Origin of the sequence: Novosphingobium sp. LASN5T, from assembly GCF_003856955.1 — a bacterium.
Classification (GTDB): domain Bacteria; phylum Pseudomonadota; class Alphaproteobacteria; order Sphingomonadales; family Sphingomonadaceae; genus Novosphingobium.
In genome coordinates, this window is the sequence record NZ_RQSI01000080.1 from 1 (window position 1) to 10,817 (window position 10,817).

Below are 10,817 nucleotides of genomic sequence, written 5' to 3' on the forward strand. Positions count from 1 at the left end.
AACGGCAGACCATCGAGCATCGACGCTTGCAACACCGCAAGCTCGCCGCCTAACATCAACCCCCAGACGACGCCCGCACTCCGCTAATCTACGCCGCGAGTTGCGCCAAATGTTCTGACGACGGACAGATCGTTGGACAGCAAATCGCGGAACCGCTCATTCAGGTCGAGAACGCCCGACCGCATCGCGAGAAAATGCTGCCAGCTACCCAGCTTCACCTTTCCGCCCGTCAACTTGTTATAGCCGCTAACGATCGCGGTGTTGAACGGGGGCACCAACGTGGGATGCAGGAAATAGAGGAGATTGGCGACCGCAGGCCCGAGCCCCTTGATGTTCAAACGATCAATGGTGTGGATACCAGCGATAATTTCTTCAGCGGTGTCACAGCAGGCACAATGATCGAGCAGCCGGCCAAAAGCGCGCTGGTTCGCCGGGTTTTCGTAGATGTCAGGGATGCGCAATTTTGGCTTCCAGAGAAACGCATGATCCGCGCCTTTGAATATCTGCCGTTGTTCGGCGACCGAATGAACGACCGTTTCAAGCGACGATCCGCGATAGGCGACGCCGAACCTCCCTGCTTCGATTTCAGCGACCACCTGGGCGAGACCCCGTCGGATCGAGCGGAAATTCTTGATGCGCTCGTCCCAGAGAAACCAGCTCTGATAGGTAGCGTTCGGGTCTTCCTTCCATCGCTGGATCAGTTGCCGCGCCAGCAATTCAAAGTCTGCCAAACCCTGCTCCCCGCTTTGCCCCAATCTCCTCCAACGCTAGCACTCCATTTCGCGGACCACCAGATTTTGCGGGAGCCGCCCGGCCTAATAAAAGGCCTGCGATCATCGTATGTCATCCGGAATATGCATCAACAGGTCGCGGGTATAGTCGATCAGGATATCGCCAACTGTCGCCCCGTAGATGGCAAGAAACAGGATGAACGCTAGAAGCTTCGGGACAAAGCTTACCGTCTGCTCGTTGATCGATGTCGCGGCCTGGACCATTGAAATAACGAGCCCAACCACCAGCATCAAAATGAGCGGAGGCCCGGCGATGAGCATGATGACCCAGAGTGCCTGGCCCATCGAAACCGAAAAAGGACTGTAGGTCTCCAATTCGCCTCCCCCGGTGACGGGGTCGCGGCGCCAGGACGTGCGCCTAGCGATCCTTGCGGGGCGAGTGGCGTGGAGCGCGATCTTTGCTACCGATCCGTCTTCTCCACGCCCACTCGCCCCCGCGCCACGCTGCGACCCGTGGGCACCTCATTTGTCCATCCTGTCAGTTGATGGGCTACATCTGAACTACGCATCGGCGGCTCGTACCCCTCGCGGCCACCTGCATTTTCTTCAGGGAAGCGCCTGCTTTCGAGGGCAGGTGCCGCGTGCCGCGTAATAGCAATGACGATCAACGTCAGCGGAAGGCATGCATGTACGACTGCGTTATCATAGGCGGCGGCCCTGCAGGCCTAACGGCCGCCACCTATCTGGGCCGGTTTCTGCGTTGCACGCTAATCATCGATGCGGGCGATGGCCGCGCGTCCTCCATCCCGGCAACGCACAACCTGATCGGATTCCCAGATGGCATATCGGGCAGCGACCTGCTGTCGCGGATGCGCCAGCATGCAACGCGGTACGGCGCGAAGCTCTCCAATGGTTTAGCCAATGGGATTGTACTGGCCCGGACGGGATTTCTGGTCACCACGGGTATCGAGGCCGTCAAGACCCGCACGATATTGCTTGCCCAAGGTGTGAAAAATTATCGACCGCGAATAGCGCAGGAAACGCATGATCGAGGCGTCGCCCGAGGATTGATACGCTATTGCCCGATTTGCGACGGCTATGAGGTCCGCGGCAAGCGAGTGGCCGTGTTGGGCTGCTCCGACCATGGTGCGGCCGAAGCTCTCTTCGTTCGCCACTACAGCGACACCGTGACCTTGCTCGCGCAAGACAGTTCGCAATTGTCGGTAGCCGAGGCGGCAGATCTGGCTCGAGGCGGTATTGCCGTCGAACGGGCCCCGGTTCGAGATTTTTCGATTGATGGAGAATTCCTTCTCGCCCATTTAGCCGATGGCCGATCGCTCCAATTCGACACCCTATATGTTGCTCTTGGAACCTCCGCCCACTCGGAACTGGCGCGGATGGCCGGTGCCGAATTGGCCCCGTCAGGGTGCATCGTCGTCGATGAGCATCAGCAAACGACGATCAGCGGTATGTTTGCCGCCGGCGACATGGTCGAAGGCCTGGACCAAATCGCAGTAGCGGCGGGTCAGGCGGCCAAGGCGGCGACTGCCATTCACAATCGATTGTCTGGATGACCCGGGAGACGGGGGGCGCGCATGCAAAAAATATGAGAAGCGGGGGTTGACCCTGACATGATGTCAGGCCCCAGATTGTCTTTCGTCGAAAAGGAGACGAGCCGTGACTGATCCGATTCCTGAGAGCAAATCTGGTGCGCATAGCTGCTGCGCGGGCAAGCACGGTGCCACCACAGGCTCGAAGACGGCCAAGGATCCGGTGTGCGGCATGACGGTCGATCCGGCTGTCACCTCTCATCATGTCTCGCATGGGGGAAGGGAATATTATTTTTGTAGTGCGGGATGCCGGGCCAAGTTCGCCGCCGACCCCGAGCGCTATTTGTCCGGCAGTAATGAGAGCGCTGCGGCGGCTCAACCCGGCGCCATCTGGACCTGCCCCATGCACCCGCAGATCCGTCAGGATCATCCCGGCCCATGCCCGATCTGCGGCATGGCCCTCGAGCCCGAGGTTGTAACCGCAGACACCGGGCCAAGCGCTGAACTGCTCGATATGTCTCGCAGGTTTTGGATCGCTTTGGCGCTTACGGTGCCCATCTTCGTGCTGGAAATGGGCGGACACCTGTTCCCGGCGCTGCACGGCCTCATTTCCGAGCGCATATCGGGCTGGCTCCAGTTCGCTTTGGCAACCCCGGTCGTGATCTGGGCGGGCTGGCCATTTTTCGAGCGCGGTTGGGCCTCTGTCCGGACGCGCAACCTCAACATGTTCACCTTGATCGCGATGGGGACGGGCGTGGCCTGGGCTTATAGCGTGGTGGCGACACTCGCCCCGGGCATATTTCCTGCAGCATTTCGGATGATGGACGGCACGGTCGCGATCTATTTCGAGGCGGCTGCCGTGATCACCGTCCTTGTGCTCCTGGGCCAGGTTCTTGAGTTGCGCGCTCGCGAGCGTACCTCGGGCGCGATTAAGGCTCTCCTCAATCTCGCTCCCAAGACCGCGCGCAGGATTATGGCGGACGGGAATGACGAAGAAGTCGCGATCGACCTGATCGCTGTCGGCGACCGACTCCGGGTCCGCCCCGGCGAAAAAGTACCCGTAGATGCCATCGTCGAGGAGGGGCGCTCGTCCATCGATGAGTCGATGGTGACGGGCGAATCCATGCCGGTGACAAAAACCGTGGCCGCCAATGTCGTTGCTGGAACGGTAAACCAGACGGGATCGCTCATCGTGCGCGCCGACAAGGTCGGCCGCGATACAATGCTGGCGCGGATCGTTCAAATGGTCGCCGATGCACAGCGATCGCGCGCTCCTATCCAGCGAATGGCTGACAAGGTCGCTGGCTGGTTCGTACCCGCCGTGCTCGGCATCGCTCTGCTCTCCTTCGCGAGTTGGGCAATCTGGGGTCCAGAGCCGCGATTGGCACACGGCCTCGTTGCGGCGGTTGCGGTATTGATTATTGCTTGCCCCTGCGCGTTGGGGCTCGCGACCCCAATGTCGATCATGGTCGGTATCGGGCGCGGCGCTGGGCTTGGCGTCCTGATCAAGAATGCCGAGGCGCTCGAGCGAATGGAGAAGGTCGATACGATCGTCGTCGACAAGACCGGCACCCTGACCGAGGGTCGCCCTTCTGTGACCGCCATCGTGGCGGTGGACGGCTTTTCGGAGGATGATATTCTTCGGTTGGCCGCTGCCGTCGAACGGGCATCCGAACATCCCTTGGCGCTTGCGATCGTCGCGGCGGCCAAGCTCCGCCAGCTCGACATTCCTGAAGTTTCGGATTTCGACTCGCCCACGGGCAAAGGCGCTGTCGGCACCGTCGGTGGCAAGCGCATATTCTTGGGTGCTGGAGCTTATCTAAACGAGAATGGCATCGATGTATCGACAGCAGCCACGCAGGCAGATGACATGCGGGCGGACGGCGCCACTGCAATCTTCGCGGCGGTCGATGGCCGCGTCGCAGGAATTCTCGCAATTGCAGATCCTATCAAGGCAACAACTGCTGAAGCGCTGGCGGCGCTGCGAAAGGAAGGCATCAGCGTCGTCATGCTGACCGGCGACAATCGAACGACAGCTCAAGCAGTGGCTCGTAAACTGGGTATCGACGCGGTTGAAGCCGAAGTTCTCCCGGATCAAAAAAGCGCAGTCGTTCTGCGCTTGCAGCGCGAAGGCCGCGTGGTTGCAATGGCGGGCGATGGAGTGAACGATGCGCCAGCGCTCGCGGCGGCCGACGTCGGCATCGCAATGGGTTCGGGAACGGACGTCGCCATCGAAAGCGCAGGCGTGACGCTGCTCAAAGGCGATCTCAATGGGATATTGCGCGCACGACGGCTGAGCGAGGCGACGATGGCCAATATCCGCCAGAACCTCTTCTTTGCCTTCATCTACAATGCCGCAGGCGTCCCGATCGCCGCAGGTTTGCTCTACCCGGTGTTTGGCATTCTTCTGTCGCCCATTATCGCCGCAGCAGCGATGGCCCTCTCGTCCGTCAGCGTCGTCACCAATGCGCTGCGCCTTAACCGGGTGGCACTGTGAACATCGGTGGCGCATCTGCAGTGAGTGGCGTCTCGCAGCGGATGATCCGGCACTATGAGAAGATCGGACTTATCCCACCGCCACCGCGGCGCGATGGCGGCTATCGGGACTATTCGGACCCGGACGTGCATGTACTGCGTTTCATCGCCAATGCCCGCGACCTTGGTTTTCCGATCGAAGAAATCCGGGTGCTACTTGGTCTCTGGTCCGATCGTGGTCGCGCAAGCGCGGAGGTTAAGGCGCTGGCCGAATCGCGGGCCGCAGACCTCGGCCGGAAGGCGGATGCGCTTAACGCAATGCGCGATGCATTGCTGGACCTGGCTAAAGCTTGCCACGGCAATGAGCGGCCCGAATGTCCGATACTCGCCCGTCTGGCATCCCGAGCTGATCTCACAAACCAGTAGATCGCTGTGAGCGCAGCATGCCCACTCACTCGTGCAGCGCGCATCCTGCCAACTTCGCGGGTCACCGTGCTGACGCGCGGCCACGCGGAACAGCTTGTCGATCGCTATTCCGAGCGCAGGTCCGCGGCTGCCAAGTGCGACGCCGGAAACGACCTGGCATCACAATCGATTGCCTGACCGGATCGGACAACCTCAGGATTCACGGCGCTTCCGATGCGCAAAGCGTCTCCAGCAAGGGACAGCTCACAGTGTCGTCCGCCTCGCAGGCTTCAACGGTGTCGCCGAGCACTTGCTCCATGCGGCGGAGGTCGGCAATTTTCACGCGGACATCCCGTAGATGCTCGCTCGCCAGATCACGCACCTGCGCACACGAGGCAGCGCCACCGTCGGCAAGCGCCAGCAGCGCCCGCACCGAGTCGATTGGGAAACCCAGTTCGCGCGCACGTCGCACGAACGACAGGCGCCGCACATCCGACGGTCCATAGGCGCGATATCGACCACGACGCAGCGGCACCGGAAGCAGGCCGATGCGCTCATAATAGCGGATCGTCTCGATGTTGCAGCCCGTGCGCTGCGAAAGTTCGCCAATCGGGATGGTGGTGCGCGATACCGTCATCATCAAAATACTGCTTGAGTCTGTAGTCGCTACAGACGCTAGGACAAGATCGAACAGCTCTCAAGGAGTCGCCATGTCTGAACCTTCTCCCAGCCCCCCTTCGCCGAAGGGATTGGGAACCGCGTCTCTCACTCTCGGCGGGATCGCAGCCGGTTTCGGCGTCGCAGCGTGCTGCGCCCTGCCGATGCTGCTGGCTTCCGTTGGCATCGGATCGGCATGGCTCGCCGGAATCGCTATGACCGCGCTCCCCTATCGGGCGCCGCTGCTCGGGATAGGCGCCTTATGCCTGGTTGCAGGCGCCGTACTTCTCGTACGTCAGCAAGCCGTCGCTGCCCGCTGCGCACCGGGCGGCCCATGCACCTCTCTCGCCACGCGCCTCATCACGCTTACCGGCCTGCTGATCGGTGCCGCGCTGCTCTGGCTGGGCTATGCCTATGTCTGACATCACCCCGGAACTAAGGTCGACGATCACTTGTCCAGAGTGCGGCACGGTGAAGACCGAGCAGATGCCAACGAACGCCTGCCAGTTTTTCTATGATTGTTCGGGCTGCAACGCCGTGCTCCGGCCCAAACCCGGCGATTGTTGCGTATTCTGTTCGTATGGAACCGTTCCTTGTCCACCGATCCAGATCGAAGGCAAGGGAGCAGGCTGTTGCAGCTAGTTTCCGGTGGTCGGGGACGGCCCGCCGCAGGAAATACTATCGCCGGAAGGGCTTGCACGCCATTACACGGTCATTGGCCATTATGGCTCCCATGAGGATCTGGCCTTCGTGCTGCCATGGCGTGCCATTCCATGAACGAAGTAAGCTTCGATCTGCTGGCGGATTTGGCGGCCGACCCTGCCAATGGCTGGAGCATCGGCAAACTTGCCTCCATCCTGCGCGAGCTTGAGCTTCTCGATGCGGATGGTGTGATGACGGAGGTGTTGCGCGCGCAGCCGCGCCGCGTCTTGCTTTCGCCTGCTGGTCGTGTCGAGGTCTATCACCCAATCCCGACCGCTGACGGCAAGTCCCCCATCGGCCCACATACCCATCTTGTCGCCAAGCTCGTCGTGAAAGACCGACCGCATTCCTCCAACGTCTCGATCCCGGAGGCGATGCAATCGGCTCTCAGCCTCCATCCGCGATCGTCGTGGCGAAACGCTTTGGGTGACTCACTACCCTGCGCATTGATCCCTGACAGAAACTGTTAGGCCCCTGAGTAACGAAATTGCCCGACCGATCTTTGGCCTCAACCACTTTATAGGCGGTAGGCGATTGCCTCCGCGCTTTATCGTGTAACGGCTCGGTTAGGAAATAGCGGGGAACGCCAAGGGCGCTGCCCTTTCGTTCCCGAACAAAAATAGGCCGCCCGTGTAATCCGCTAATCCCGGTGCCCGTCCCCCTGCGGGTGCCGACCAGGCTAACCGGCTCGCCCGCGCCGGCGGTCGATTTTTGCTCCCCCTCCCCAACCCGTTCCTCGCCGGAACGGCAGGGCCGTGAGGCCGTGGCCTTTCGGCCTGCTGACTAGGAGGATCACATCATGTCCATGGAATTGACCGATGCGGAGAAGACCGATCGCGTTCGGCTGCTCAACGATATGGCGCGCCAGAACCCCGGCGTAGCGTGCCGGGCCAACATGACTATCGGCTTTGCTGCGCTGGAGGATCATGATCGTCATGCCGCCATGCAGGTAATGTTGGCTTTCGACCATTTTCACGAAGGCAATGATCCGCATGGGGAGCATGATTTCGGAGCAATCTATCGGCTCCGTTCGGGAGATTGGGTGCAAGCTCGGCCAGCGGACGAGAAATCCATCAGCGAGACGGCGTTCTGGAAAATCGACTGTTATGACAAGCAGTTGGAGTTCGGGAGCGAGGCCCCTTGGGATAGCGATCAAACGACACGGGTGCTGACCATCATGCTGGCCGAAGAATATTGATCGGACGCCGCCTCGCTGTGCGAGGCGGCGGATCGCAACGCCGGGAGCGCAGCGATTCATTGTCTTTTCGCTCCATTCTGGACTATGTTGGTGGCGATGAAATACACCATGATGCAGTTCGATATTGAAGCCGTTCGGGCGCAGGTCCGCGCCATGGATTATGTCCGAGGCACTCCCGATGAGGTCGAGCAATGGCGGCAGGATGACGCGGACTCCCGCGCCAATCTCGCCATCGAGGACATGGCTCTTGCTCCGAACGAGGCAGAGCTTTTCGATATGCTGCTGGAGGAGGCGGTTCCGCCCGCTCTCGTGTCCAAGATCGTCCAGGGCCTTGTGCAGAATGGCCCTGCCGAACCGCCCGCTTAACGTCAGTGGGCACCGACCAAGACCCTTATCTGTATCCTGGCACGGCCACGCTCAGGAACAGGCTGGGGCTGACAGACGACGGATCGCTAAATCAAGCGGAACGCATGCTGACCCATGCGCGCGGCCGAGAAGCCGCGCGCATGGCCTTTCCGCTTGATGCCGATGGCTACAGGGCGTTGCACAAGCATCTCTTCCAAGATCTCTATGACTGGGCGGGTGAAGACCGAACCGTCAATATCGGCAAAGGGGGAAGCCTGTTCGCCCACGCCCCCTATGTGGCCAATGCTCTGGCTGCGGTGTTCAAGGATTTGGCGAGCCAAAGCCATCTCAAGGGGCTGCCCCGTGAAGAATTTTACGATCGTCTGGGGCATCATCTCAACGAACTGAACGCCGTCCATCCCTTCCGCGAGGGCAATGGACGCACGATGCGACATCATGCGGCGCAGGTTGCGCGCGATGCTGGCCACTCCCTCCGGATCGCCAGCATCGACAGGCAAATGTGGATGGATGCGTCGCGCCATGGTTTCACCACCGGCGATCATCGTCCCTTGAGCGCAGTCCTGGCCGCCGCCGCGCATGAACGGGATGAACCCGTCACGCCTCGCACAGGGCCGGGAGGCATGGCGTTCCTGCCCCCGCGCGATCCGCCGACCGGGCAACGCTATCGCCTGTCATTGGACAAGGCGCGAAGCGAGCTGGAGCGCTATTTGCCCGCGGCAAGGACCGAGGCGGCCGATCGCTTGCAAAAATTGGTGAAGGATAGTGCGCCAGCAAGCCAGATCGCCGCTGCGCGTATGGAATTGGCCTATATGCGCCATGCCAAAGGGCCGGTTTATCAGTCCCATTTGCTCATCTATCTCGGGCAGAGGGATGTCGATGCGGTGATTTCCGACAAGCAGACCCCCTTGCAGCGTGTGCGCGAGATCGGAGCGGCCTTGGCGACGCGGATCAATGCCCAGCAGCCCGCCCAGGTGCAACGTGCGGTTCGTTCTTTGGAGCGGCCCGTGCTGCCACCGGGCCAATCGCCAGCCCATGACCGGCTTGCCGACCTGTTCCTTAAAAATGCGGCCGAGCAAAATCGATCCGATCCCCATCTTGCCGGCGCGCAAGCGATTGTGGACCAGGTGCAGGCGGTCTCGCGTCAGCGTGGCGATGGCCCCCGTTTGATGGAGGGCACGATCGACGCGGCGCGCACATCCATTGCCGCGAATATTCGTGCCGGCAGGCCCTTTGAAGACGGTCTGACCCTGCCCACGCAAGATAGGTCCAAGCCCCCTGCCCCGGATAAAAGCCGAGGACGATGATGCCGATCGGCAGCGCGCGATAGTATAGCAGAAGCGGTTTTTGGGTGCGGCCTGGCGGCACGGCTCTATCTCGCTGCGCTCGACCGAACCCGCTGCACGGTTTCGTCCCATTCGGGTGACGATCCTCGCACATGATGCGGCCGCGGGCGGCCATTCTTCTCTTCACGCCAAGGGGGGCGGCCTCCCCCCTTCCCGGCAAGGGCTGGACCGTCTCGCTGCGCTCGCTTGGTGGTTGGCAGCGTATCCCCATCTTTCCGCGCTTCGCTTGTGCAAGCTGGGCGATCCCCCTCCCTGCCAACCAGCCCTGACATTGCCGGTTCAACCCCCCCGACTTCGCCAGTGGGCAGAAGTCGATGGCGCCATCGCCTTCGGCTCCAGATCAGGAAGGGAAACCACATGGCACGGAACAGCAAAGCGACCCGCAGCAATGTCGAGCGTGCGGATATCTATCAGGACGTCACGGATCAGATCATCGAGATGCTGGAACAGGGGATGCGCCCATGGTCGCCGAGCTGGGCGAGCGCGGCCGCCAGCTTTCCGCTGCGCTCTTGCGGGAAGAACTATCAGGGCATCAACATCCTGCTGTTGTGGGCGCAGAGCATGGCGCGCGGATATGCCAACCCCTATTGGATGACTTTCAAGCAGGCGCTGGAACTTGGCGCAAATGTCAGGAAGGGAGAGCGAGGCACCCGGATCGTCTATGCTGGTTCGATCAGCCGGAAGGACGAGAACGGGCAGGCCGTCGAGGACGACAGCGAGCGGCGCATTTCATTCCTCAAGCGGTACACCGTTTTCAATGTCGAGCAGATCGAGGGATTGCCCGATGGCCAATATCCCACGCCGCAGCCGGTAATCCAGAACCGGGATCAGCGCGATCAACAGCTTGATGCCCTGTTTCGGGCCTATGGCGTGGCGATCATCGAAAAGGACGGCGGCGCTTTCTATTCTCCCGCGTCCGACAGCATCACCATGCCGCGTTTCGACAGGTTCACCAGCGGCAACGCCTTCTATGCGACCCTTGCCCACGAGGTAGGTAACATTGCAAGTGTCCTCGTTTCGAGGACCGCTTTGGCGGTCGAGCGATGCTTCTCCTGGATCGCCGAGTCCCTTCGGGGCAGCCACACGGGCAGTCGATCGCGTTTGTGTTTCGCGGCATCGGGACGGGAGTTCTGATCATGCGCAACACCGATCGCACTGATATCTATACGCGCGTCACCAACGAGATCGTTGCGGCCATCGAGGTAGGGGCAGGGTCGTGGACCATGCCCTGGCACCATGATGGTTCGGCGATTGCGCGGCCCGTTAGAGCGGTTTCCACACGAACTGACTCGTCAGGGATTCCCTTCGCGGCGCCGTTGTGATTCAGACTTCCTGCTGGTGTCAGGAGGCCAGCATGGATGGCACGAACGCTTTCACAGGATCTTCGGGA

The 10,817-nt window shown here is 61.1% G+C and carries 13 protein-coding genes and 1 pseudogene; 11 read left to right on the forward strand and 3 right to left on the reverse strand.

What is annotated here, in order from left to right; all coding sequences use genetic code 11:
• Window positions 1-116 precede the first annotated feature (116 nt).
• Both EH199_RS23250 and EH199_RS23255 read right to left on the reverse strand, forming a co-directional pair.
• Window positions 117-731, reverse strand: a pseudogene (locus EH199_RS23250) (type II restriction endonuclease); the annotation flags it as partial.
• Between the two features lie 102 nt (window positions 732-833).
• Window positions 834-1,106 (reverse strand): flagellar biosynthetic protein FliQ, encoded by a 273-nt coding sequence (locus tag EH199_RS23255; RefSeq protein ID WP_223806893.1) that lies wholly within the window; start codon window positions 1,104-1,106, stop codon window positions 834-836.
• A gap of 311 nt (window positions 1,107-1,417) precedes the next feature.
• Between EH199_RS23255 and EH199_RS23260 the strand changes: the two genes are divergently transcribed.
• From EH199_RS23260 to cueR, 3 genes are all read left to right on the forward strand, one after another.
• The gene (locus EH199_RS23260) at window positions 1,418-2,305 is read left to right on the forward strand and encodes an NAD(P)/FAD-dependent oxidoreductase (protein ID WP_124811430.1); all 888 of its coding nucleotides are present in this window, start codon (window positions 1,418-1,420) and stop codon (window positions 2,303-2,305) included.
• Window positions 2,306-2,513: 208 nt separating this feature from the next.
• Window positions 2,514-4,778 (forward strand): heavy metal translocating P-type ATPase, encoded by a 2,265-nt coding sequence (locus tag EH199_RS23265; RefSeq protein ID WP_255420468.1) that lies wholly within the window; start codon window positions 2,514-2,516, stop codon window positions 4,776-4,778.
• The gene (gene cueR / locus EH199_RS23270; RefSeq protein WP_124811432.1) at window positions 4,775-5,182 is read left to right on the forward strand and encodes a Cu(I)-responsive transcriptional regulator; all 408 of its coding nucleotides are present in this window, start codon (window positions 4,775-4,777) and stop codon (window positions 5,180-5,182) included. The genes EH199_RS23265 and cueR overlap by 4 nt, the downstream gene beginning before the upstream one ends.
• A 199-nt stretch (window positions 5,183-5,381) precedes the next feature.
• On the opposite strand, the gene EH199_RS23280 is transcribed toward cueR, so the two are convergent.
• Window positions 5,382-5,798, reverse strand: a complete 417-nt coding sequence (locus EH199_RS23280) for a helix-turn-helix domain-containing protein (protein ID WP_124811439.1) — start codon at window positions 5,796-5,798, stop codon at window positions 5,382-5,384.
• Between the two features lie 73 nt (window positions 5,799-5,871).
• On the opposite strand from EH199_RS23280, the gene EH199_RS23285 reads away from it, so the two are divergent.
• The 8 genes from EH199_RS23285 to EH199_RS23320 all read left to right on the forward strand — a co-directional run bounded on the left by EH199_RS23285 (window position 5,872) and on the right by EH199_RS23320 (window position 10,749).
• On the forward strand, window positions 5,872-6,240 hold the full coding sequence (locus EH199_RS23285; protein WP_124811433.1) for a mercuric reductase: 369 nt from the start codon (window positions 5,872-5,874) through the stop codon (window positions 6,238-6,240).
• A complete protein-coding gene (locus EH199_RS25040) occupies window positions 6,233-6,460 on the forward strand; it encodes a GDCCVxC domain-containing (seleno)protein (protein ID WP_124811434.1) in 228 nt (75 codons plus the stop codon). The genes EH199_RS23285 and EH199_RS25040 overlap by 8 nt, the downstream gene beginning before the upstream one ends.
• A gap of 131 nt (window positions 6,461-6,591) precedes the next feature.
• Window positions 6,592-6,990, forward strand: coding sequence for a hypothetical protein (locus tag EH199_RS23295; protein WP_124811435.1), 399 nt, complete (start codon window positions 6,592-6,594; stop codon window positions 6,988-6,990).
• 329 nt (window positions 6,991-7,319) lie between these two features.
• Entirely contained in the window at window positions 7,320-7,718 is a 399-nt protein-coding gene (locus EH199_RS23300; RefSeq protein ID WP_223806894.1) for a DUF3768 domain-containing protein, read from the forward strand.
• 108 nt (window positions 7,719-7,826) lie between these two features.
• Window positions 7,827-8,084 carry a hypothetical protein gene (locus EH199_RS23305; RefSeq protein WP_124811436.1) on the forward strand — a complete coding sequence of 86 codons (258 nt, stop codon included), beginning with the start codon at window positions 7,827-7,829 and terminating at the stop codon, window positions 8,082-8,084.
• Window positions 8,085-8,188: 104 nt separating this feature from the next.
• Window positions 8,189-9,388 (forward strand): Fic family protein, encoded by a 1,200-nt coding sequence (locus EH199_RS23310; RefSeq protein ID WP_124811437.1) that lies wholly within the window; start codon window positions 8,189-8,191, stop codon window positions 9,386-9,388.
• 396 nt (window positions 9,389-9,784) lie between these two features.
• Window positions 9,785-10,561 carry an ArdC family protein gene (locus tag EH199_RS23315; RefSeq protein WP_124811438.1) on the forward strand — a complete coding sequence of 259 codons (777 nt, stop codon included), beginning with the start codon at window positions 9,785-9,787 and terminating at the stop codon, window positions 10,559-10,561.
• 2 nt (window positions 10,562-10,563) lie between these two features.
• A complete protein-coding gene (locus EH199_RS23320) occupies window positions 10,564-10,749 on the forward strand; it encodes an ArdC-like ssDNA-binding domain-containing protein (RefSeq protein WP_370449734.1) in 186 nt (61 codons plus the stop codon).
• Window positions 10,750-10,817 lie beyond the last annotated feature (68 nt).

Excerpts from the sequence above, each read along its gene's own strand:
- EH199_RS25040 (WP_124811434.1), top strand. The coding sequence starts at position 6,233 with ATGTCTGACATCACCCCGGAACTAAGGTCGACGATCACTTGTCCAGAG.
- EH199_RS23320 (WP_370449734.1), top strand. The coding sequence starts at position 10,564 with ATGCGCAACACCGATCGCACTGATATCTATACGCGCGTCACCAACGAG.
- EH199_RS23260 (WP_124811430.1), top strand. The coding sequence starts at position 1,418 with ATGTACGACTGCGTTATCATAGGCGGCGGCCCTGCAGGCCTAACGGCC.
- EH199_RS23285 (WP_124811433.1), top strand. The coding sequence starts at position 5,872 with ATGTCTGAACCTTCTCCCAGCCCCCCTTCGCCGAAGGGATTGGGAACC.
- EH199_RS23315 (WP_124811438.1), top strand. The coding sequence starts at position 9,785 with ATGGCACGGAACAGCAAAGCGACCCGCAGCAATGTCGAGCGTGCGGAT.
- EH199_RS23265 (WP_255420468.1), top strand. The coding sequence starts at position 2,514 with ATGACGGTCGATCCGGCTGTCACCTCTCATCATGTCTCGCATGGGGGA.
- EH199_RS23295 (WP_124811435.1), top strand. The coding sequence starts at position 6,592 with ATGAACGAAGTAAGCTTCGATCTGCTGGCGGATTTGGCGGCCGACCCT.
- EH199_RS23305 (WP_124811436.1), top strand. The coding sequence starts at position 7,827 with ATGATGCAGTTCGATATTGAAGCCGTTCGGGCGCAGGTCCGCGCCATG.
- EH199_RS23310 (WP_124811437.1), top strand. The coding sequence starts at position 8,189 with ATGCTGACCCATGCGCGCGGCCGAGAAGCCGCGCGCATGGCCTTTCCG.
- EH199_RS23280 (WP_124811439.1), bottom strand. The coding sequence starts at position 5,798 with ATGACGGTATCGCGCACCACCATCCCGATTGGCGAACTTTCGCAGCGC.
- EH199_RS23300 (WP_223806894.1), top strand. The coding sequence starts at position 7,320 with ATGTCCATGGAATTGACCGATGCGGAGAAGACCGATCGCGTTCGGCTG.